A 23,394-nucleotide genomic window follows, 5' to 3' on the forward strand; every position below is an offset into this window, starting at 1 on the left:
TACGCCTTGAATCAGCGCCAAATGCTCAACCGTGTCTTGGAGTTTGGCGAGATCGATCTGAGTAATAACGCTTCAGAGCGAAACATGAAGTCCTTCGTGATCGGTCGCAAGAACTGGTTGTTTGCGATGAGCCCGAAGGGTGCCGAGGCCAACGCCATCTGGATGACGATTGTTGAGACCGCAAAGGCCAACGGACTGGATCCAAGAACTTACATCGAACGTCTTCTGCACGGGCTGTCGCAGCTTTCCACTTCTCCTACGAGAGAACAAGCTGAGTCTTATTTACCTTGGAATCAGTATCTGAAGCCATCAAAACAAGAGATTACTTGAACAACGAAGGGGCGTAATCCGAGAATGCGGATTACGCCCCTTCTTAGTTTGCAAGGCGGTCGGTTATTGGGTGCTTACTTTTTATTTGTTTCTTTTGTCGATGTATGTTAGCAACGCTAAAATAAACATTGCAAACAGCAACATCAACGAGAGTGTCTGGAAGACGCTCATTGACTGTGAAACCTTCCTGAAGATTATTCCATGTTCCCAGGGGCCCCACCTCGCAAGGGAAAAGACAGCCACCACCCTTAAAACTTCTTGCTTAATCCATTATACTGGGATGTTTATAATTGATTCAAGAAAAGCTAAAAACAATTTTTTACAGTGATCGAATATTAAGAGAATAAGCTTAGAACTGTGTCTTTAGTGCTCACTTTTGTAGGCTGACCTAAAGTTTAACAAGTGTTGCCACTTCCGACCCAGATGTTTTGAACAGAACATTAGGTTGTAAACGTGGTGTTGGTGAAATGTAGTCGTATGGCTCCCCTGCAAAAGTTTTGAGCACTGCCATTAGGATATGGCGCATACCAGCAGGTGGAATCGCCATACCAATTTGTTTCCGCACAGATTCTTTACCACCAATGAAGTGATAATTATCAGGAAAGGTTTGCAGTCGTGCACGTTCACGGTTGGTCAATGCACGGTTTTCTTTCCAGTGATACATATGGGTACCACCACCTCCAGATCCGGTAACGGTATATGACGGTTTATTACGGTCTAGACGCTTATAGATATTTGAAAGCCGAGCACCTTTGACGTTTAGACGCAGACTTTCAGGAATTTGGTGCGACCAAGCATTACCACCTTCTGGGATATAGGACAACATCTTAATAGTCGAAGCATTGTGACGTGTTAATTCATTATTAAACGCGTCTGCTGGAATCGGTGGATTAGTTAGAGCCTCGCCAGCGGTAACATAGTCATCTGGATTTGGTGTGGTCGGGGCAGGCACGTGAAATTTAATTCCTTGACTAGCCAGATCATTGCGAATACCGACAATTAATATACGATGCCGTGCCTGTGGAACACCGTACTCCTCAAACTTATAGAAGTTTGGCGTCAGTGTGTAACCGACATCGGCTAATGATTTGAGAATTTGAATGAAAGCATCACCGTCGTTGGCAGAGGTTAGGCCACCGACGTTTTCGGCGATGAAAACCTTTGGTTGAAACTCCCTTAGTGTTTTAACCCCGTAAGTATATAGTGGACCGTACGTTCCATCTAACCCCCTTTGTTTACCGACGACGGAAAAATCATTGCAAGGAAATCCGAAAATCAGTGCATCCATATCAGACAGTAATTGGTGATTAGTAAGATCGAGTTTCCTTACATCTTCGCAGTAAACGGTAGTCGCCTTAGGGTTATTAAGGATGTTCAGTTTATAGGTATCAACAGTATCTTTATCAAATTCATTTGCCCAGGCATGTTGATACCCCCATTTTCTACCCTTAGTATCGATAAAGTGCGAAGTTTTAGCAGCATATGCGCCACCACCAGGTCCAGCGAATAATTCAGCAGTTCTAAATATCATAGTGAACACCTCCATGAGTTCAGCATATCGAACAAGTGTTTTAGCGTATGCCTATGCTAAAAATCATACGACTTTTTATTACATATTGCAAGCTCTAATAGTCGTGATTAATCTGCTTTAGTGTGGGAAAATGGAGAATAATAGGAGGACTAAAAATGACAATTTTATACTCTAAAGTACCACCGATGCCATTTGGGGAGAGCTTACCACTTATTTCTGATCAGTTGGTAAAAGAGGCGAGTTCAGCTTCGAGAATTGACATTGCAGTAGGCTATGTTTCTGTAGATGGATTGGATAAACTGGACTCATTAGTTTCAAAGGGGAACATTAAGCAGATCTGTCTGGTCGTTGGTATGTATCTGGAAAGTGGTATTCCAGAAAGTATCTATAATCGGGTACGTTTGTTACATAATAAATGGCAAGCTACAGGTAAAGGCGAAATCCGCTTTGTGAACAATATGAGCTATCATGGCAAGGTTTATCTCTTTTGGCAACCGAACCAACAAGGCAATGATGATTTGAAGTCAGCGGTATTAGGATCAGCTAATTTAAGCGTGCTGGCCCCGTTGGGATCTGTTGCTCGTCAATATGAACTAGCAACCACAATTACTAATTCTGACCAACTGCATGAATTGGCTACTCATATTGAGAAGTTAAAAACTAGTTGCACCGTTTCCGCCACCAATTTAACCGATTTCAAGGTAATCCACGAGCGGATTGAAGTGCTTGGTGGGATCGAAGAAGTTTTGGAAACGACCGAAAGTGAACAAGATATGTATCGTTCACTGCAGACTGATATTGAGATTAGGATTCCAATTAAAGCACCATTAGCTACTAATCGTTTTTCTACCGCCCGGCATGATTACGCGCGATCAAATATCAATGTGGCCTATGGTAGCGGTCGGTATAACAAATTGAGTGGTGGTGTTGATCCCAGAAATTGGTATGAGGTTCAAATTACCGTAAATAAGACGATCTCTACTCAGCCAAACTACCCTAAAAATAAGCCTTTTTGGATTGTAACGGACGATGGTTATAAATTTGAAGCGCATACCACTGCTGATAACAATAAACAACTGACGGCTTATGGTAAGACTGGTAACGATCGCGTTTTTGGGCGCTGGATCAAGGGACGATTGGCTACAGCTGGATACGTCAAACCAGTCGATAATACAGCCGCCGATACGGAACGTCTCGGCGTTGTAACGCAAGAAATGTTAAACGCTGCCCAAATGCGTGTGATGGTTCTTACTAAGACATCTACACAGGAATATGGGGTGGTATTCAATCGATTAGCTCCAACACCACGAAATAAGAAAGGTGCTTTAGACAAGAAACATTGGACACGGGAATTGCTAGACGTCTGGACAGTTCACTTTGAAGGTGAGAAAAGCTAATGGGATATCTTAATAATTACCTACAACAATTTCGTGATGCAGGTAAAGATGAGCTTGCAAACAGCATAGAAAAAACGTCTCGACGTATAGGCAAAAAATACATCAGCCATTTCACCTATACAACACATGAAATGGGATTGCTTTTTGGCAATATTCAAAGTGGGAAGACGGGACAAACATTTGGCATTATCTGTGAAGCTGCTGATTTGGAATTTCGCTACTTCCTACTGATGACAACGGACAGCAAACTCCTACAAAAACAAACACTTGAACGCGCACAACATGATTTGCCTGAATTTGCAATCTGTAGCGAGAATGATGAAGAAAAGTTCAGAAGCGCAAAAAATCAGCCGGTACTAATTATTGTAAAAAAGAATACACGTGTTTTACAGGCATGGGTTGATCGATTCCGTAATTCTCAAAAACTGAAGGGAAATGCATTATTCATCGTTGATGATGAAGCTGATGCTGCTTCAGAAAATACAAAGGTTAATCAAAAAAAGGTTTCCGCGATCAATGATCGACTACGAAAAATACGTGATACAGCACAAGCATCAATTTATCTTCAAGTGACTGGTACTCCCCAAGCCCTGCTACTTCAAAGTCTTAACTCCAATTGGCGGCCAATGTTTACTGAATACTTTGAACCTGGTAATGGCTATCTCGGTGGTGACTTTTTCTTTCCGGGAACAGAGACTAACGATATACCTAACTTCATTCATTTTGTTGATGATGAAACACCGCAAGAAAGCGCAAAGCATGTTGTGCTCCGCCACTTGGTCGTATCAGCACAAATATTGCTAACTGGTGGTAAAGTCTCAAACTGTTTAGTTCACCCTGGCATTCGACGAGCAGCTCACGAGAAGTCAAAAAAAGAAATTGAAGATGCAATTGCCTGGTGGACTTACCATCATGCTGACGAAAAATTCACTGATGCATTTGATCGGGAGTATGCCGCTATTACACCACAAAATACTGAGAAACAACCACACGATCAAGTATTGACACGTGTTAAACAGATTCTTGAAAAACGTGAGTTTACGATTGTCCTATTAAACGGAACATCAATTGACGATGACAAAGACTATGAGTCTGGATGTAACTTTGTTATTGGGGGAACTAACCTGGGCCGGGGTGTAACCTTTGGCCAATTGAATACGTTCTACTACACCAGGACCAGCAAAAATCCAAATGCGGATACGATGTGGCAACATAATCGCATGTTTGGCTATGATCGTGACCCTGGCTTGATAACAATGTATAGTAGCCGGGCGTTGTATAAACTTTTTGCAGAAATCAATGAGACTAATAACTCGATTATCCGTCAAGCTCAAGCAGGAAAGAAGATTACAATTGCATATCCAGATGGTTTGAATCCAACGCGATCTAATGTGTTAGATAAATCTTTGCTGAATATCCTGGTTGGCGGATCAAACCACTTTCCAAGCGTACCGAAGAACGAAACGACTACGCAAATATCAGATTTGGTTCAACAATTTTCTAATGATGATCCAGCTACTGAAGTTAGCCTAAAATTTATATCGGATATTTTGAAGCATTTCAAAGCAGAAAAAGAGTTTAATCTTGATGGTTACATCAAAATGATTGATAGTGCCCGTAGTGAGAATCCGATGGCAAGCGCCCATATTCTTGTCAGGCGTAATCGTGCCGTGACACTGGGAAACCGTGCATTGCTGTCACCAAACGACTGGAAAGAAACTAATCAATTCCAAGACGAGTTCGTATTAACACTGTACAAAGTCTCTGGAGAGAAGAACAATGGTAAGTCAGTGTGGGTACCGAATATTAAGTTACCGATGAAAAAGAACTTTTATATTATTTAAATTGTAATTTTAATATAACGAAAGTTCTTTATTCGGCATCGAAAGAAAGCCCAATGTAAAATAATCAATGGCACTTTTGACTTTTAAAAAAAAGAGGTTGGGTATCATGAATGACAGTCAAAAATTTTTAGATAAAGTAGAAGGGAAAAATATAGATTTTTTAATTGGTTCTGGTGCAAGTTCTGATTATATAAGCACTCTTTCTGTTGGGGAAAAAGGGAATAAACACAGTATTGAAGACCTTTTAACTGCCTATAATTCTCAAAAAATGGCACAAGCTTTTTTGAAATTCCTTTTTTTTGATTCATCAGTCAAAAATGGATTAGTTAGCACTACTCACATTCCAGAAGAAGCAATGGATACTCTGAACTCTTATAAAGAATTAATTGAGAATATGCTTACTCTTTCGCGCCACAACGGATTTGAAAGACCTAAAAGAACTAATATTTTTACTACAAACTATGATACATTTTTCGAGGCCGCTTTTGATGATATTTCTCTTGAACACCCCTTAGCCTTTTTTAACGATGGCTCTAGAGGTTTCTTTACGCGTGAAGTTAGTTACGAAAACTATTATTTTAATGTTACCCACAGTGGATCCATTGACACATTTCGTAGAGAGATACCGTCTATTAATCTGTATAAATTACATGGCTCTCTTTCATGGTCAAAAAAAGTTTTGAAAGATGACCAAACCATTATTACATCAAGCCTAGAAAATGAATTACTAACGAAAATAAAAGAAGAATCAGATACTATTTTAAAGATGTTGAATCAAGGAAATAGAATTGAAGTAACTGACGAAAACGTTATTGACCAATATCTTAGCAATATAGAAAGAAATGAAGAACTAAAAGATGAACTCGGAATATTTGAAAACGATTATTCCAAGCTATTAATTGTGAGTCCTACCAAAAGAAAATTTCAAGAGACAGTGTTTCAGAAACAATACTATCAACTACTAAGAGAATTCGAAAATGAGTTGCAAAAGGATAACACTGTTTTAATTTGTTTTGGTTTTTCCTTCAAAGATGAACATATTTTAGATCTGTTAAAAAGATCTATTTCCAATCCATCTTTACAGATTTTCGTTATTCCATATAGTGAAAAAGACGTTGACTATATTAATCTTGTGTTAAAAGGATATACTGATGTGACATTTTTAAAGTCCCCTGATACTAACGAGCCAGGTAACTTCAATGTCCTAAATAAATTTTTAGAAGGAGCCTATGGACAATGAAAACAGCTAAGATGGATCCGTTACCAAGTGTCGGAATCGTAACTGAAGTAAAGGGGACTTACGTTACAGCTAGAATGTTTGAAAATACTAATAATTTAACATATTACAGAAACGGGGTTACATATAGGGGAGTGGGTACTGGAGAATACATTGGAATTCAAAGAGGCCCCTATAAATTAGTAGGCAAGGTCCTTCACGAATATTTAGAAGACACGCAAAAAGACAGTAATGATCAGGAATTTTCAAAAAACAGATTTATTAGAGAAGTGGATATTTCAATCATAGGAGCCTTTAGGCAAAGTAAATTCACTTTTGGAATTTCTATTTTTCCTCAAATATTTTCTGAAATCGTATTACTAAGTTCAGAAGAAACCCTTCAGATACTAACGGGAAATATTCTCAATATAGATTATCCATTATATATTGGAAAAACAGTCCCCGAAGGACTTAAATATGCAATTGATTGGTCGCATATCTTTAACACGCATTTTGCAATTTTTGGTAACACTGGCAGTGGAAAATCTAACACCTTGGCAAAAATGTATTCAGAATTATTTAATACTGCTGATAAAAATAATTGGAATATTAATAATTCCAAGTTTATTTTTATAGATTTTAATGGTGAATACACTGGTGATGAATCGTTAACATCAAGCAAAAAAACTATTGAACTTAATACTTCATCTACATCTAAAGGAGACAAAATAATCCTTCCTAGATCAGAATTCTGGGATATAGAAATGTTGTCAGTGTTGTTTTCAGCAACGCAACAAACGCAAGAACCCTTTCTTAGAACAACTTTAAAGCATTTTAATCCCGGGAAAAATAAAGTTACAAAGAAAGAAATAATAAGTTACGTTGTAACCGCCTTTTGTCAGGTATTTCAAAACAATGTGCAAGACCCAAGAACGTTAAATTTACTTAAAGTAATTTTAAATGACTTACAAATTAAAATACCAGAAAGTTCCGAACTTAGCATTTGGTTAAAAGCATCATGGAACAGCAATAGTGGCACATATTTTTCTAATATTGATACTACTTATACGGGTCTATTTTGGAGTTTTACTAGCAATGGCAAAATCTATTTTAATAATATGGTCAATAAATCAGAATTTAGATATTTGATAGAAGAAACTCTAAATTGGGAGGATGTCATGATTGATACTGATTGGCAACCTCTAACTTTGTTATCTGTGTTTGTCCATCTACAAATGATTTATAAATTAACCTACGGAGGAGCTCAATTTGATTTCATTGCTCCTTTATTAAACAGAATTGAAGCAAAATCAAAGATGTTTAATAAGTTAATTAAAGTAAGCAATGACGACTCGGATAATTTTTCTGAGAAATATTGCACAATAATTTCTTTACGTAATGTCAATAAAGACGCTAAAGCAACAATTCCATTATTAATTGCAAGGTATCTTTATAAGCTTCAAAAAAAAGACTTATTAGGAGAAGATGAAATTACTAAGACTACTAACCTTATAATCGACGAAGCCCATAACATTCTTTCTGTAAACAGAAATCGAGAAGGTGATAAATGGCGAGATTATCGTTTAGATGTGTTTGAAGAAATTATTAAAGAAGGCAGGAAATTTGGCTTCTTTTTAACTATTGCTAGTCAGCGTCCCGCTGACATTTCAGCAACTATTGTTTCTCAGATGCATAATTTTATTATTCATCGTCTTGTAAATGAAGTTGATTTGAATATGTTAGGCAATACATTGAATTCATTGGATAGTGTTTCAAAATCTGCTATCCCTTCTCTAGCCCCTGGAAGTGCTATCTTTACAGGAACCAGCTTTCCGCTCCCTGTAATGGTTCATATAGATCAATTAGATAAGGGACATGCTCCCAGTAGTGATAATGCTAATTTAAAAAAAATCTGGTTACCACATGACCATCAAAAATGATTTTTTGTTTTACGGGTCATAACTTTAAAAATCCAGCCTCTAAAAAATCATCAGGATGGTATTTAAATGGTCACGGTTCCACTTTTCTTGTAATCGCTAAAATAATAACTCTTTAATATTTCTGTTTTTTGACAAATATCTGATTCAATAAATTCACTGCTGGCCTGTGCAACCATACAATACTTAAAGTAAAGGAGGCACCTTTATTGAGGGGGAGCGACGTAATGAAGCTTCGTTTGGATGGGGGCAACAAATAACAGCGTAAAACGGCCATTAGGGTATACCCTATTGGCCTTACTTGTCTGCATGAACTGCGGACAGCTACCAAAAGTTCAATAGCATTGTCCAAATTACCTGATTCTCTACTTCGGAGGAAATTATCCATGGTTTATCGTCATACCAACGTGCAACTGTCGTTCGAGTCTTTTGATTGCGGTCTGGGCACAAACCTCAGCCCGGACAATGAATGGGTTCAGCTTGCCGGACTTGTCCCATGGAAAAAACTAGAAGAGGCATACCAATCAATCTTCAACAATGATGTTGATCGAGCGGCCAAGCCGTTTCGTCAGCTCTATGGCGCGGAGCTAATCAAGCAGCGGACGCACTTGTCAGACGCACGCTTGGTTGAAGCAATTCGAGACACGCCCGCATATCAATACTTTATGGGATTTGATCGATATACGGCGAAGTTGCCTTTCAACTCCTCTACGATGTCTTATTTTCGCCGACGCGCGGCGCAGATTTCGGACCTCATTCGCAACATTGTGACGGATGAGGTTCGCGAACGGCTAGCGGAGATTCTTCCCACGACGAACGTCATGATTACTGATGCGACTGCGGTTCCGGTTAAGGTGCAGTATCCGCAGGACGCGTCGCTCTTAAACAAAGCACGCCTCAATCTTGAACAGATGATACTCGACATGGCTCATGGCCTCGAAACCGACATCCCACGAACGTACAAGCGCTTAGCGAAACAGTCTTGGACAGACTATTCAAGGCATCCTGGCCGACAAGCAAAGACTCGCCGCAAACAGGTCAAGTCCCAGTTGCAATACATACGGCGCGACCTGGGGTACATTGACGATTTTATCGAACAGGGGGCAGAACAATATTTGACCGACTGGCAAGTCAAGCGACTAGAAGTGATTCGCCTTGTGTATCAGCAGCAAGCGTACATGTATGAAAACAAGACGCACAGCGTGGAAGACCGCATTGTTAGCCTGAGCCAGCCTTACATCCATCCAGTTGTTCGCGGAAAGGCGAAGGCGCGCGTTGAGTTTGGCGCCAAGATCGATTGCTCGGTAATTGACGGCGTGATTGATGTGGAACGGTTTGATTACGGTAGCTTCAACGAGAGTGCCGATTTACCCGCGACCATCGATCACTATTGGGATACAACCGGCCACTACTTTGACGAGATTCTCGCCGATACGCTCTATCGGACCCGCAAGAACATTGCGTTGTGCAAAGCGCACGGAATCAAGTTGAGTGGTCCAGAATTGGGACGGCGTCCAAAGAACGTCGATAAGGAACAACGAAAGCGAGACACGGAGGCCGAAAACCGACGCGGAGAGATTGAAAGACGCTTCGCGTTCCTGAAGGGCTCGATGGGGCTTGATTTAGTGAACTCTCGAACGGCGGAATCGCTGGTGGTACAGGTCGATTCTGCCATTTCCTTGGCGAATCTCCGTCACCTCATGGTTCTTTTTTCTATACCAATTTCTGTCGTTATTACCAAGGCGTCAAAGTTGTATCAAATTAACTACAAAGTTACTGGGGATTCGTCATTTACGGCAGCCTAGTTCAGCATTCACTAATTAGTCCCTGTTTAAAAAGTCGAGACGCTACGATTTAAGTGAATTTATGGCATTACTGTCTTATAATAAATACATAGTTTTTCTCCAAATTCTGGAAATTCCCGTGCATTTACGAAATTCACTCGGAGGTTTTATCCATGGTTTATCGTCAAAGTCCCCATCAACTCACTTTCGAATCATTTGGTTGCGGTCTGAGCACACCACTCAGTCCTGAAAACGAGTGGGTCCAATTAGCCGATGTTTTTCCGTGGAAAGAACTCGATGAGGCATACCAATTGGAATTTCCGAAGAATTCTGGGCGCGCGGCGAAACCTTTCCGGATGCTTTATGGTGCTGGCCTGATTCAAAACCGGATGGGATTGACAGATCGTGGGATCGTTGATGCCGTTCGCGATACACCAGCGTATCAGTATTTCATCGGGCTTTCAGAATATCAAGCCCAAGCCCCATTCAGTTACTCAAGCTTATGTCACTTCCGCAAGCGCATCGCAGATCTTTCTGAGCTGATCCGTAACATCATCAATGATTGGCTTCGCGCTAAGATTGAAGCGCTCGTGCCATTCAAAGTGGACGTCATGATTACTGATGCCACGGCAATCCCGGTTAAGATTCGCTTTCCACAAGATACGTCGTTGCTCAACCAAGCGCGCAAGAGTCTTGAGGACATGGCAATCGACATGGCACATCAACTGGACGTGCCAAATCCTCGCATGCATAAACGAGTTGCCAAACAAGTCTGGACGGCGTTCTCTCGCCATCCAAAACGCCAACGTCAAGCTGTTCGTAAGCAAGTCAAGGCGCAACTTCAATACGTTCGTCGTGACCTACGCTTTATCAATGAGTTCATTGATGCCGGGGCGACACTTGACCCCAAACAAGCAAATCGCCTGGGCGTCATCAGAATTTTATTTGACCAACAGTGGTTTATGTTCACGAACAAAATCCATCACGTTGAAGACCGGATCGTCAGTCTTCAACAACCTTATATCCGACCAATCCAGCGTGGCAAAGCTAAAGCCAAGACTGAATTTGGTGTTAAGATTGATGCCTCGTTAAGTGAAGGAATCGTTGATATTGAACGCTTTGATTTCAGTAACTTCAACGAAAGCAAAGATTTTGAGGCGACACTGGATCACTATTTCGACATACATGGCCATTATCCAGATGAAGTGTTGGCCGACACACTGTACCGCAACTGGAAGAACATGAAGCTGTGTAAAGACCTTGGCATCGCGATTTGTGGGCCAAGACTTGGCGCCAAGCCGAAGCACGTCGATGCCGAACAACGCCGCAAAGATACAGATGCGGAAAATCGTCGAGGCGCAATCGAGCGACGCTTCGCATTTCTGAAAGGCTCGGTAGGACTAGATCTCGTCAATACTCGCACAGTTGAATCCTTAGCCGTCAAGATCGATCAAGCCATTGTTTTGAGCAATGTCCTGACATACTTGAGGGTATTTGGTATACCAATTTTTATTTCAGCCACGGATTCCGGCGAAACCTATCACTTTCGATACAAATTTACTACTAGCATCGAAAATATGGTGGCCTAGTTCAACAGCCACTAATTAGCCAAGGTTATATTTTTAAGATGGTGCGTAGCGATATGGGTAGTCAATATACCAGTCGTTTATTTGAGACAGCATTGACAGATGCGCGTCTGTGTCACTCATATTGGCACAACGGCTGATAACGGGCGGATTGAAGCCTACCATTCGCTATTGAAACGAGAATGGGTTCGGCTGGAGCAGATCAACTATGAATCAATTCTAAATATTACTGAACCCATTGCACGGTAGAACACCTTCTACAATCATGATTGCGATACCAACGGTCGCGCCGCCTGCAAAAGAAAGCCAGTATCTGCGTAAGTGATTGTTCAATTGGGACACAGCCCTAGGAAAAGCACCAGATACCTGGGTTTGTTTGTCGTCCCTTTGGAACGTCAAAACAAGATTAAACACTGATAAGAAGTCTGATAATGCCTAAATTTAAGTGACAACCTTGCGCATTCGGCAGAACGGACGTGCGGACGTTTTTTTGGACTCAAATCGTCACACAGCTTTGCTATAGGAAAGGCTCTCTGGAACTGGACTTAGTGAACACACGAACGGCGGAATCGCTGATTGTGAAGATCGATGAGACCATTGTGTTGAGCAATGTGTTGACCCTAATGCGGGTATTTGCTATACCAAACTTTATTTTAGTGAAGATTGACGGTGTGACCAATCAAATTCGGTATAAATTTACTGCGAAAATCGAAGATATGGAGGCTTAGTTCAAAGGCCACCACTAATCATCCGTAAAGTCCATAGGCGAAACACCGATACAAAGCCCAAATAACGACAATACCCGGCACGACCCATGCGCATTTTCTACGGTGAAGGTCGTGCCGGGTATTTTTTTAGACGCCGTCAGTGATGATCCAGTTATTGCTCTGCTTGGAAAGGGTCAGGGTGTATTGCGATACTTGGTTCATGTCGTTGTCAGTGTCGAGATACTTCACAGATAAGGTGACGGTCAGGCCGCGTTTAGTCTGCTTAAAGACTGGGTCGAGCAGTTCCACAAACTTGAGGTTGCGTTCGATTGGTCGCGTCCCGCCATTGACGTAATATTTGAGTTCGTTGCGATCACTTTGCGGGTACAAAGCGAAGAACGTCTTGAGAAACTTGGTTACGTCATTTGCGGTGTTGCTGACTACCGTGTTATCGGACTGGGTGTCTGGCAGTTTGATCCGAGCTGTTGCCGGTTCGGCCGCGATGGTTGGGTTCCTGGTGACCACCATATCACCGCTGCTATCTTGCATGACGTTAATGGTGTAAGTGCTGGTCACAGATTTCTTGTCTTTGCCTTTGGTGAGGTCTTGCTTCACTGTAAATAGCACGCGGAACGTGTCTTTGGCTGTCTTGCTCACCTCCCAGACCTTGACCTCACTAACCGTTGCCGTGGTTGGAATGTCGCTTCGCACCGTATCCGCGTTCAGTGATTGCAGTTGTTCCACGAGGTACGGCTGCAAGGCTTTCTGACGTTGGTCGAGCGCTTCGTGGTTAGGTTGCCACGAGTAGTAGATTTTGGCGAAGTCGGTGGTGAAGGTTGCCAAGGCGTGCGTGTCGATCACCTTGGTCTTGATTACTTGGACTTCATGGACAGTGTGGGTGTCGATGGCGGTCATGTTCTTGTAAACGCCGAAGCTGGTGCTACCAATCAGTACTGCCCAGCAAATCAGCGTGACCGGACGGCGCAATCCGTGGTGTTTAGTTTTGGGTGGCTTTGGGTCGGCGGGTTCCTTCTTGAACCAGCCGTTCTTTTGGGTTTTGTCTTTACTCAAGGTTCGTTCACCTTGTCCTTTCTAATTTCGTAGCAGCGGTAAAAGTCATCGTAAATATCGAGAAAGCGCACGAACAGGCGTTGCAGCGAGATCCGCTTGTAGCTTGCATAATCAGTTTCGATATACTGACCGAGATCACGGTCGATGTCGAAGTATTCTTCGGCCAAGTAGCGTTCGCGGTCGAGGATATATCTGCGGTCTTCTGGAGCGAAGACCTTGCCCTTGAGCCATCGATCAACGGCCACTTCATGCGCGACGGCTAGGCGATACTCGCGCCGGTGTCCATATTCCATCTCCGGCATTCGATCAACAAAGCGGTCGAGGACATGGCACAGGTCGTCGGTAGTGGGTAGGCGTTGCTTGAAGAACTTGATGCGTTCCCATTCGCCTGACGCAAAGTCTAGTTCCTTATTGCGCAATGCACGGTTGTCACCGAACTTGAGATCGACGTGCGCCTTTTGCAGCGCGTCGTCGTAGGTGTTGGTAATGAGATCCATCCAGTCGAAATAACCGATACCGTTTTGATCCATTAGTTTCACCTACTTCTTCACACGCCCAGCGCCGATCAAGTGGGCTTGCCAATAGCTTGAGTTCAAGTCGGCATAGCCAAGCGGGTCGCCCGCATTGTACATTTTCATGCCGCCGACATAGATTCCAACGTGGGTCACATAGTCGGCTGTGTCATAAGTTGAATGAAAGAACACTAAGTCGCCGGGTTTAGCGTCCTTAATGTTCAGGTGGGCCGTGGCGTCGTATTGTGCTTGGGCGGTGCGGGGAAGTTTGATCCCAGCTTTGCCGTAGCACCAGCTGGTCAGCCCGGAACAGTCAAAGCCTGTTGTTGGCGTTGAGCCACCGAAGACATAGCGGGTGCCTTGGTACTTGAGCGCTTCGGTCATGATGGCTTGCACCGTCTGGTCGTCAAACTTCGCGCCACCAGTAACGAGGTATTGCGATATGACCGACACGTAGTACATGTTTCCATAGGCATAGCGCCAACCGTCTTTGGCTACTGCGTTGGTGTAGGTGACTTTCTTACCACCAGATTTTTCTTTAGCAAAAGATGTTGCCAGCTCAAGCGTGTACTTTTTGCCGTGCTTAGCAACGTAGTCGATAAAGCCGCCACCATAGTTGTAGCTTTGAATCGCAGTGTTGAGATCCACGCCCGCGGCTTTCATGCTTTTCAGCAGCGACGCGAAATATTTCACGCCTTGCTTGATTGACGCTTCGGTATCTAGCGTATTGACCGGTAGTCCCAGCGATTCACTAGCTTGCATCACGTCGCCTCCTTTGCCGCCAGACTCGACCTGCATGAGGGCGAGTATCACCATCACCTGGTCTGAAATGCCGAACTCCTTGCAATACTTTTCGACCGTCAGCTTGTGCTTGTAGACTTCAGCGGATAAGTTCATTGCGTCGGCTGTGATCGTAGAGGTAGGCTGGTCTTCGTCATCATCAGAGGCGATGACTGCAAAGAACAGACCGCCGATCAGTAGTATTGGGAGTGCGGCGAGAGCTAACCAGCGCCAGAGTTTCATCGCTTCTTATGCCCCTTAGCCTTTTTGATCCGCTGTGGCTTTGGGGCGCGTGGCTTGGCTGGCTTTTCGGAAACGAGGGTCAGTGGTTTCTTGGTTTTATCCGTTGGCGGAGTGGGTTCTTGGTGTGCTGTGATGGTGGGTTCTGCTTGCGGCTTCGTGGCTGGGCGTGGAGGCCGAGTTGATGTTGGCTTCGTGGCAGCACGCTTAGGTTGCCCACTGGTATCAGCTTGTTCGGGCTTTGGCTTGGGAGGGGTGGCAGTTGTTGGCTTACGAGTTGGTTCAACCGGCGGCTTGGCAGCCGTTGGTTTTGGCTTTTCAGGATCAGGCTTAGGCTTGATCGCGAGCTTGCGTTCGTGCATTTGCTTACGTCGCTGCTCAAGCTGTTTGTTCCGTTCTTGCTGGTTAGCTGCACGCCGTCCTTTGAAGCTGTCCTTCGCAGTTTCGGCGGCCTCCTTGGTCAGTTGCTTACCACGATGCAGATCGTATAAAACGTTGGTCGGTGCGTCCTTCACCTGATCAAGGCCGCGCTTAGTCTTATCCTTGAGCTTGTTGCCGACATCAGATACATCGGCGAGTTTCTCACCCAGACGTTGGCTGCGTGACTTCTTGGGTTGTTGTGGCTTGGCAGCGTCCGCAGTTTGCTCGCGTTGCGTACCAGCGGGGAGCTGTGGTGTTTGCGGCATTCCGTGACTCTTACCATAGCCTCGCGACAGGAAGCGTCCGGCCATTGCGCCGCCCACTGCACTACCAACGAACTGCCGAAGCATTCGGTTACCACGGCGCGAGAAACGTTGTGCGCCTTGCTGGGCGTCAGAGCTATGCAGCTGCATCATACCCATCAAGTCGCCGAGCTTCATCCAGATTCCGGCGAAGATAGTGACTTGCAGGAAGGCCAAGAGGAAGAACGGCGAGGTAGCCGACAATCCATAGACCATTGCCGATAGCGAGAACGCCATCGTGATCACCAGCGTCACGCCAACCCGTGTCATGATGGTGTTAAACAGCTTCATGATGTTTTGCTTCATCAATCCGTTAAATGACGGTAACATGGCAAGCAAGAATGACACCGGCAAGAATGTTGCGTAGATGATGAATAAGATCTGACTGAAAATCATCATCGCGGTCAGGAAGAAAACAAACAACGTGATCGCGACGTTGAACAGGACAACAAAGGTCGTCGTGCCCAGCCGATTGACCGTCATAGTTGGCGAGAGGTTCTCGTTGTCATTGTCTTCAATTTCAGCTTTCACCACATCGGTGCGAGTTTTACCCTTATCCCCGAACGGGTTGGTTTTCATCAGCTTGTTCACGCGGTCTTTCCCAACGGTATCAGCGTCGCTGTCGCCAAACTGCAAAAGCGTCCACGACTGCTTCACCTGAATTTCAAACAGGGTGTCACGGATCGCATCGACGCCTGATTTGTCGGTGGCGGTATCAGTCCCCATAATCATCTTGGAGCCGGTGTTGAGTGCGCTGGTGCTGATGTCTGAACTGAACTCATTGATTTTGCTCACGTAGTCCGGGGCGTAGGCGATGAAGCTGGCTGACGTGATGAAGATCACTACGAAGTTGATAATCGCCGAAATAGCTTTCGAGGTCTCGCGCTTGATGATACCGGTATACGCAACGTAGATGCCGACCACCAGTGTAATCATCAGGAGCAGTCCGGGGTAAAATCCGTCAGTGGTGAAGCCATCTTTTGACACCCCAGCCAAGAGCTGCATGTTCTTCCCGATCGCGTCAGACGTATCTTTGATGAAGTCCAGCGAGTAGGCTTGCTGAATCAGGTAGCCCGCAGCGTTTGAGAGATAGACCGAGAGCGTCCATAAAAAATTGGTGATGGCATACAGGCCATAGCTCACAGACTTGCCGATGCCATCGCCCCAGTTCCACGGCAGCCAGTCCCAACTCGTATCAACAAAGTAGTCAAGCTGGTAGTGCGACAGCGGATACTTGGAATACTCGTTAGAGCCGCCAGACTGATCGTCTACCAGTCCCGCTGCGTGTACCGGCTGCCCACCGGCAAGCACCAGCACCGACATGAATGCTGCGACAACACCGAGGAACAGCAGTAGCCGCCGACGGTTAGCTTTCGTCATCAGCGATCACCTCCACAGGTTTCGGTGGCCGAGTGTCAAAGGCGTGGTGTAAGTGCTCAAAGATATAGTCGAAGTGCAGTACGCCGACGTGCCCCCAAATGTCTTGGAACAAGCATTCCCCATTATCTAGCGATCGGAGCCGGTTCTGATTGCCTTCGTCTTCGGCATCAAGGCCAAAGAAGTTCAGCGTGTTCTTGATTTCCGTAATGTCGGTACTGCGGAACGCAAACTTCTGGGCGATATTGTTCTTCATCTTTTCATCGAGTAAGTCGTCCGCATTTTGAGTGACGAGGTAGACCCCGGCATTCATCGAGCGACCTTCGCGAATCAATTTCATGGATAACGCCTTACCCTGTGCCACGTTCAAGAAAGCCCAGGCTTCGTCCAAGTCCACAATCTTGAACTGGGCGCGATCTTGGTGAATGAAGTCAATCGCGAACGTACTGATGATCATGAGCATGGCAACGGATAACATTTCCGCAGTGATATATTCTTCCTGCGTCTTGTCGGCGTCTGGCAGCACTAAGTCTGCGATTTGCACAATGTTGATCTTGCGGTCAAGCGCGATTGTCCGCCGCGCCGTTCCGTCAGAGAACAACAATGCCGCAAAATCGTAGTCCGTGAAGGATTCGATGTGATCGGCAATGTTGTGTGCGATTGGGGTATCTTCACGGCGAAGTTCATCAATGACTTTCAACAGTCCCGGTTCGGGAGCTTGCGTTACCGCGCGAATCGCTTTTCGCAGCGTCGGAAAGCGGTCAGCGTCACGGCTTGAGATCCCCGTGAGGAAGGTTAGGGTGTCAACGGCTAACGATTCCGAATCTTTCAAGTTAGACAAGATGATATAAGGATCAAGTAACCCGCAGTTTTGTTCCTCACTGGTCAGGTTGACGATGTTGATTTGATCTTCCATAAAGTCGAGGTTCTCTGCCCAGCCGGTACGTTCCGACTTCGGATCAAGAATCAGTGCCTGTGCCCCATAAAGGACGGCGTAGTAGACAAGTAAGTTGTTGGAGAAGGACTTCCCACCACCTAAGCTGCCAAGAAAGGCGGCGGATAAGGCGTTGGTGACCGTACCCTTGATACCTTGCGCGGCAATATCTGGTTGCAAGTAGACGTTGCGTCCGGTGTCTACGTTATATCCGATGTAGATACCTTCCTTTTCACCCAGGGACTGGGTCGCGCCGAAACCAAGACTGGCGATGAAGTCGCTAGTCACGTACTGGATATAATCGTTGATGTAGCGTTTCGAGGCCGGGATAAACTCACCGTGCAGCCCCAGCATGTCGCCGAATGGGCGCACGAGCTTGATGTTGAGGCTGTCGTAGAAGTCGAGTAGCTGATCGGCGCGGCGTTTCATCTCATCTTCGCTGCGTCCGGCGACACGAATGATGTAGCTGATTTTGTACATTGCGTCCTTAGTCTGGTCAAGGTTGCTTTCAAGTTCATCAACTGAATCTAACGCGTCGTTAACCCCACGCGTCGTCTCGTTGCCAGATTGATAAGCGTGTTCGTCCAAGTCTTTGAGTTCCTTCTTCTTGTTTCTAACTTTCGACAATGCCTTCTTGTTCGTCACAATCTCGACGTTCAGGCTGGTGTCGATGGGAAAATCAAACTGGCTTTGCTGAAAGTAGAAGATCTCGCTGCCGGGAAATTCGAGCTCACCCACGATGTCGGAAAGTGTCAGGTACGTCACGTAACTGCTATCCAGACCGTGGGTAATCTTGATGGAGCGTTGGTGCTGCTCAATCAGTGAGCGGGTTGGCTTGATCAAATCATAGCGTTTGATAATCGTGTCGCGCTTAGACTTCTTTTGGGGTAAGTGGTACTCATAGTCGTCGTAGTCCTGACCCGTCATGCCGTAAAGATGCTCCAGCAAGTAGCCAAAGTCGTTCTTATCGAGCGGACGGACTTTGAACCGGCGTCCAATCTTTTCGGAAAGAAACTTTGCGGACTTTGAGTAGCGTTCTACTTCTGCATTATTCATGGTGAAGAAGTCCCCAGTGAACGTTGTGTTGAACTCGGCGAAGAAGTCTCGAATACCCAAGGACATATCCTTGAAGATAGACTTGGCGGTAACCTCTGCATCGTTCAGCAACAGCTTAAAGCCAATGAAGAATCTGTAGTCGACTTGGTTGTCCCCGACGTTTTCAGTCAATGCCTCGGCTTGGCCGTCGATATGCTGAAAAGCGATGTCTTTCAGCGACCCCTTGACCAACTTCTTCGAGCGGTCGAGGGTGTCCCGAACACTGGCTTCGGTGGCGAGCTGTAATAAATGGAGCTTACCGTCACGGTTCTGGGAAATCAGTTGACGGAAGTTCTCATGGACTTGTTGCTTCTGTTCGGGTGACAGAAAACTGTAATTGTAAGGGACTAGTTCAAAATAGGCGAAACACTCCCCGTCAGTGTTCCAGACGAGATTGTCTTCGATATACTTAATTGGAAATTTCATTGTTGTACCTCCAAACGTAGGTCACAGCGGCGGTTTGTTTGGCCTTTTGCGACTTCACGGGCTTACCAGCATAGGTGAGCTTCGGGGTAATGGCGTAGTTGATCACCGACCGCAAGAATCCCATTGGCTTCTTGTTGTCGAAGGTCTTCTGGCTCATGAACCAAGTTAGTCCGGCCGGGATGCCGACGTACTTGAGAAACGCGCCGTCAATGAATGACAGTGGCGGTAAGTCACCCAGCAGCATGACCGTAAACAGACTGACGATGAACCACGTCATTTGCGTAAACGTAATTGGGAACGGTAGTTGCAGGTCATTGATGGCATACAGCACCTTTTCCACCGACCAGATGCTGGTGTAGGATCTGACTTTCTTCATGTGATCTCCTTTCGTAGTGAGATAAAAAGGCTGACGCCTTTTGCAGCGCCAGCCCCAGTGACTAGTTCAGATATTCGTAGATGCCGTTCTTAGTAGTAATGTACTGACCGTCAGCTTCGAGGTCATCGGCCAGTCGTTGGTAATCGACATACGACTGGATTGCCTCTGGCACTTCGCCGCAGTAATCGCCGTCTTGTACCAGCATGATTGCCAGATCCTGCATAGAATCGACTTGGTAGTGCACAAAATCGTCAATATGCGCGGCTAGCTCAATCACGTCATCAAAGCGTGCGTCCAGCAGTTCCTCTACAACATCACCGAGTTCGGAGTTGTTGAGCTGCTCTAAAGCGGCACCCATCGCATTGATATGGTCGATGCTGTCATATTCGGAAACTGGGAATGGCGCTTCGTAATCGTGAATCGCGTATTCTTCGTACTGTTCGTTCAGGCCGATTTGTTCGGCCATGTCGTCCCAGTTTATCGGTGGCTCGAACCATGCACCGACAGATTCGCCTTCGTTGTACTTACCAAGATTGGCAATCCAAACGCGAAATTCAGCAGCCATATTAAGCTCCCATGACGCGGTTAAACAGGTTCAGCAACACGTCTTTGACCCCAGCGGTGTTGAACACCAACCCGACGGCAATGATCGCGATGACGAGAAAGCCGATGAGCTTAGAGAACTCCCTCTTGAAGCCCAAATAAACACCGATAATGGCAATCGCCATCAGTACCAAGCTCTGGGCGTTGGAGGTGAACCAGTTAAACAAGTTTTGTCCGAAATTCATAATAATCATCCTTTAATTTTTAGTTTTGTGACCAAGTCTCCTTTCAAGATTGCTGCTGTTTTGGCGCGGGCAGCGGCGACCGGATCGTGGTAACGAATCAGAAAAGTTCAGTTTGAGTTGCGTGGTGGTGCTTGATGCGATCAAGGGCACGCCGCCAGTATTCTTCGCTAATTTCATAGCCGATAAAATGGCGGTCAGTGTCCATTGCGGCAATCGCGGTGGTGCCAGACCCCATGCAGTTATCCAGCACGATTTCGCCGGGCTGGGTGTAAGTCTTGATGAGGTAGGCAAAGAGATCGACAGGCTTTTGTGTCGGGTGCCAACCGGTGCGATCAGACTTGTAGTTGAGCACGTCAGACGGGTAGTTTGTCCACTCTTGCGTGTAGCTATCGGGAGCGTTCCACGGGTGCAACTGATTAGAATTCTCATACTTGCGAGAGTTAACGGTTTTGTTATAGGGGAGCAGTCCTTGGGGGAAGTAGTTCATGCCTTTGGTATCGGGGGAGTTACCAAAGTTGGCCGTGCCCGACTTGGAGAAGACGAGAATTTCCTCGAACCGGGATAGCGGACGGTTCTTGGCATTGACGAAGTTGGTGACAGTATTCTTGATCCAGACCCACTTGTAGCGATACAGGGCGGGATTTGATTGTACTAAGTCCGCAGAGAACCGTTCAGTTGCGGTGAGGACGATTGCGCCTTGCGGTTTGATGAGCCGTTCGTATTGACCCCAGAGGTATTCAAAAGGGATCACCTTGTCCCAAGCGTTTGCCGTGGTGCCATACGGCAAGTCGCACAGGATCATGTCGATGGAGGCTGTCGGTAAGTCCGCCATGCCTTCCAGACACTCGCGATTGTAGATGACGTCTAGTTCGATTGCGTTGATACTCCTTTAGTTGAATTTGTGACCATCACTCCTTTTTGAATTGCGATTGTTTTGGCACGGTCAATCGCGACCAGGTGGGCTAATCGAAAAATAGGTCTTCGACTGGCGCAGCGAAAACCGGCCAGCCTGATTCTTCGGCAGTTTGGTAAATTAGCCAGCGCAGCTCACCGTAGTTCAATGCGCGCCCGTCACGACCAATCAGCGCTGCCGGGTGTTCTTGTTGCTGGTGCCGCCAAGCGATGTAGTCTTGTGCCGTGAAGCCAAAGCTATTCATGTCGCAGATACGGCGGTACTTCTTGTGTTCGACCACGCCGACTAGTGCTGCCTTGTAGACGTACACGTTCAGCACACAGTCCTTGAATGCTTTACCGCGCAGCGGGTGGGAAGCCAGCACGTCATTGACCAAACATGTCACCTCCTAATTCCTCGCTAGCAACCGTCTGTTGCTCAATCAGCTTGAGGTGTTTGTCGGTCAGCTCGGCGTCTTTGATCATGAGCTGCAAGTCGGTAGTGCCGAAGTAGTTGTCGATTTCCTTGATGACCTTTAGCGTTGGCATGACTTGTTTTTGGAGCCATGCTTTGGTCTTGTTCAGGTCGAAGGGCTGGGGTGCAGTAGTTAGGCGGATTGGTTGGCGTCCTTTACCAAGGAAATATGCCCAGCGTTCGTTAAGCGGCCACTTGAGGCGGCTTTTGTCCGGAACAACATCCACAAAGCGCATGTAGCGGGTGATAATGCCAAATGCGACCTTTTCGGCGTCACGGGTAATCAGCATGCTCTCAATCGCCTTGATTGCCCGCTCGTTTTTCAAACGAATCTCAAAGCGGTTGATGATCGGGGTGTCGGCAATGGCAATTCCGCGCTTGGCGGCTTGTTCGGCGGCCTTTTCGTATATACAGAAATACACGTCGCTTTTCATCGTGCCAACGTATAGTGTGTTGCCCCGGCCAGCCTCGTCGAGATCCACGAGCTTACCTGATTGCAGCCCTTGGAACGACCGCATGACCGAGATGCACTCATTGTTCAAACACTTATCGACCAGCTCTGGAATACTTAGCAAGCCAACCATGTCGTTAATCGCAATATCGACCCGTTTGAAAATGCCGCCAGCTTCATCGACCCGAAGGAAGTAGTCGTACCAGTTCTCACCGTGGCTAAGCAGAATCCCCTCAAACTCCCTGCAGCCTTGGCCTTTCATTTCGACCAGAGTGCCGAGGTTGGAGCCGACCGGTGCCACCATAATCTGAATGTTAGAGAAGATATACATGGCCGAATAACCGTAGAAGCCGTGTTCCTCAAATATCAGGTGTTCTGGGGTCAGACCGAGAATCTTGGTGATCACGGCCTTGGCGTCATGGGTGGGGAACCGCACGCGCATGTAGTCAAACATCAGCGTCAGTTCTGGCTCATCGTTCCAGTTCTTGAGCAGCCGGTCGATTTCCATTTGCAGTGACGCACTAGGGTTAGTCCGGCCACTTTCAATTTGGCTAAAGTGATGCGAGGTGACGCCCAACCGGCGGGCAACCTGTACTTGGGTCAGCCCCAGTTGTTTTCGGCGTGACCTGACCGTATCTGTCCATTCTTCCATGTACAAATGGCTCACTCCTTTCTTGATAAATAAAAATTGTGGATTGGAGGTGCCATCCACAATTTGCTAATTTTCGTATAAACGCCGTCATGTCAACCTTTCTACCCCGCGTTCAGGCACAGACGTTGTATTTAATACCCCCCTGTTAGAGTACTGGGGGTAAGCGGTCGGCTGGCGCCGACCGCTGCCACTCACGCTTGCGGCTTTCGCGCTGCACGCCGCGCGTGGCGGCAGGGTGAGCAAGCAGAGCTAGGGGTTTTGGTATTCAAGTG

The 23,394-nt window shown here is 46.0% G+C and carries 20 protein-coding genes and 1 pseudogene; 8 read left to right on the forward strand and 13 right to left on the reverse strand.

Going from position 1 to position 23,394, the window contains the following annotated elements; translation table 11 throughout:
• A partial coding sequence (locus AAA927_RS11455) for an IS66 family transposase (RefSeq protein WP_338217955.1) occupies positions 1–330 on the forward strand: 330 nt, incomplete at its 5' end.
• Positions 331–411: 81 nt separating this feature from the next.
• On the opposite strand, the gene AAA927_RS11460 is transcribed toward AAA927_RS11455, so the two are convergent.
• Positions 412–501, reverse strand: a complete 90-nt coding sequence (locus AAA927_RS11460; RefSeq protein ID WP_072672334.1) for a putative holin-like toxin — start codon at positions 499–501, stop codon at positions 412–414.
• A gap of 217 nt (positions 502–718) precedes the next feature.
• Positions 719–1,861 (reverse strand): DNA cytosine methyltransferase, encoded by a 1,143-nt coding sequence (locus AAA927_RS11465; RefSeq protein WP_338217956.1) that lies wholly within the window; start codon positions 1,859–1,861, stop codon positions 719–721.
• Positions 1,862–2,016: 155 nt separating this feature from the next.
• Here AAA927_RS11465 and AAA927_RS11470 point away from each other — a divergent pair, with 155 nt between their 5' ends.
• The 7 genes and pseudogenes from AAA927_RS11470 to AAA927_RS11500 all read left to right on the forward strand — a co-directional run.
• Positions 2,017–3,258, forward strand: coding sequence for a restriction endonuclease PLD domain-containing protein (locus AAA927_RS11470; RefSeq protein ID WP_338217957.1), 1,242 nt, complete (start codon positions 2,017–2,019; stop codon positions 3,256–3,258).
• Positions 3,258–5,102 carry a Z1 domain-containing protein gene (locus AAA927_RS11475; RefSeq protein ID WP_338217958.1) on the forward strand — a complete coding sequence of 615 codons (1,845 nt, stop codon included), beginning with the start codon at positions 3,258–3,260 and terminating at the stop codon, positions 5,100–5,102. Before AAA927_RS11470 ends, AAA927_RS11475 begins: the two co-directional genes overlap by 1 nt.
• 106 nt (positions 5,103–5,208) lie before the next feature.
• Positions 5,209–6,342 (forward strand): SIR2 family protein, encoded by a 1,134-nt coding sequence (locus AAA927_RS11480; RefSeq protein ID WP_159271200.1) that lies wholly within the window; start codon positions 5,209–5,211, stop codon positions 6,340–6,342.
• Positions 6,339–8,258, forward strand: a complete 1,920-nt coding sequence (locus AAA927_RS11485; protein ID WP_159271202.1) for an ATP-binding protein — start codon at positions 6,339–6,341, stop codon at positions 8,256–8,258. Before AAA927_RS11480 ends, AAA927_RS11485 begins: the two co-directional genes overlap by 4 nt.
• A gap of 383 nt (positions 8,259–8,641) precedes the next feature.
• A complete protein-coding gene (locus AAA927_RS11490; RefSeq protein ID WP_338217959.1) occupies positions 8,642–10,060 on the forward strand; it encodes an IS5 family transposase in 1,419 nt (472 codons plus the stop codon).
• Positions 10,061–10,212: 152 nt separating this feature from the next.
• A complete protein-coding gene (locus AAA927_RS11495; RefSeq protein WP_338217960.1) occupies positions 10,213–11,628 on the forward strand; it encodes an IS5 family transposase in 1,416 nt (471 codons plus the stop codon).
• Between the two features lie 521 nt (positions 11,629–12,149).
• Positions 12,150–12,353: pseudogene (locus AAA927_RS11500) on the forward strand (IS5/IS1182 family transposase); the annotation flags it as partial.
• Between the two features lie 126 nt (positions 12,354–12,479).
• Here AAA927_RS11500 and AAA927_RS11505 read toward each other — a convergent pair.
• From AAA927_RS11505 to AAA927_RS11555, 11 genes are all read right to left on the reverse strand, one after another.
• Complete coding sequence (locus AAA927_RS11505) at positions 12,480–13,403, reverse strand: conjugal transfer protein (RefSeq protein ID WP_338217961.1); 924 nt, start codon at positions 13,401–13,403, stop codon at positions 12,480–12,482.
• Positions 13,400–13,933 carry a hypothetical protein gene (locus AAA927_RS11510; RefSeq protein ID WP_338217962.1) on the reverse strand — a complete coding sequence of 178 codons (534 nt, stop codon included), beginning with the start codon at positions 13,931–13,933 and terminating at the stop codon, positions 13,400–13,402. Before AAA927_RS11510 ends, AAA927_RS11505 begins: the two co-directional genes overlap by 4 nt.
• A 9-nt stretch (positions 13,934–13,942) precedes the next feature.
• Positions 13,943–14,938 (reverse strand): bifunctional lytic transglycosylase/C40 family peptidase, encoded by a 996-nt coding sequence (locus tag AAA927_RS11515; protein ID WP_338217963.1) that lies wholly within the window; start codon positions 14,936–14,938, stop codon positions 13,943–13,945.
• Positions 14,935–17,037: a CD3337/EF1877 family mobilome membrane protein gene (locus AAA927_RS11520; protein WP_338217964.1), complete on the reverse strand. Its 2,103-nt coding sequence runs from the start codon at positions 17,035–17,037 to the stop codon at positions 14,935–14,937. Before AAA927_RS11520 ends, AAA927_RS11515 begins: the two co-directional genes overlap by 4 nt.
• Positions 17,024–19,489: a conjugal transfer ATPase TcpF gene (gene tcpF / locus AAA927_RS11525; RefSeq protein ID WP_338217965.1), complete on the reverse strand. Its 2,466-nt coding sequence runs from the start codon at positions 19,487–19,489 to the stop codon at positions 17,024–17,026. The genes AAA927_RS11520 and tcpF overlap by 14 nt, the downstream gene beginning before the upstream one ends.
• Positions 19,473–19,865: a conjugal transfer protein gene (locus AAA927_RS11530; RefSeq protein WP_125706697.1), complete on the reverse strand. Its 393-nt coding sequence runs from the start codon at positions 19,863–19,865 to the stop codon at positions 19,473–19,475. Before AAA927_RS11530 ends, tcpF begins: the two co-directional genes overlap by 17 nt.
• A 61-nt stretch (positions 19,866–19,926) precedes the next feature.
• A complete protein-coding gene (locus tag AAA927_RS11535) occupies positions 19,927–20,430 on the reverse strand; it encodes an antirestriction protein ArdA (RefSeq protein WP_338217966.1) in 504 nt (167 codons plus the stop codon).
• A gap of 1 nt (position 20,431) precedes the next feature.
• Positions 20,432–20,653: a hypothetical protein gene (locus AAA927_RS11540; RefSeq protein ID WP_003606383.1), complete on the reverse strand. Its 222-nt coding sequence runs from the start codon at positions 20,651–20,653 to the stop codon at positions 20,432–20,434.
• 97 nt (positions 20,654–20,750) lie between these two features.
• A complete protein-coding gene (locus AAA927_RS11545; RefSeq protein ID WP_338217967.1) occupies positions 20,751–21,485 on the reverse strand; it encodes a DNA-methyltransferase in 735 nt (244 codons plus the stop codon).
• A 130-nt stretch (positions 21,486–21,615) separates the two neighbouring features.
• Positions 21,616–21,942: a hypothetical protein gene (locus tag AAA927_RS11550; RefSeq protein WP_338217968.1), complete on the reverse strand. Its 327-nt coding sequence runs from the start codon at positions 21,940–21,942 to the stop codon at positions 21,616–21,618.
• Positions 21,932–23,122: a replication initiation factor domain-containing protein gene (locus AAA927_RS11555; RefSeq protein WP_338217969.1), complete on the reverse strand. Its 1,191-nt coding sequence runs from the start codon at positions 23,120–23,122 to the stop codon at positions 21,932–21,934. Before AAA927_RS11555 ends, AAA927_RS11550 begins: the two co-directional genes overlap by 11 nt.
• Positions 23,123–23,394: the final 272 nt, after the last annotated feature.

The organism is Lacticaseibacillus salsurivasis (genome assembly GCF_036246225.1).
In the GTDB taxonomy this organism is placed as follows: domain Bacteria; phylum Bacillota; class Bacilli; order Lactobacillales; family Lactobacillaceae; genus Lacticaseibacillus; species Lacticaseibacillus salsurivasis.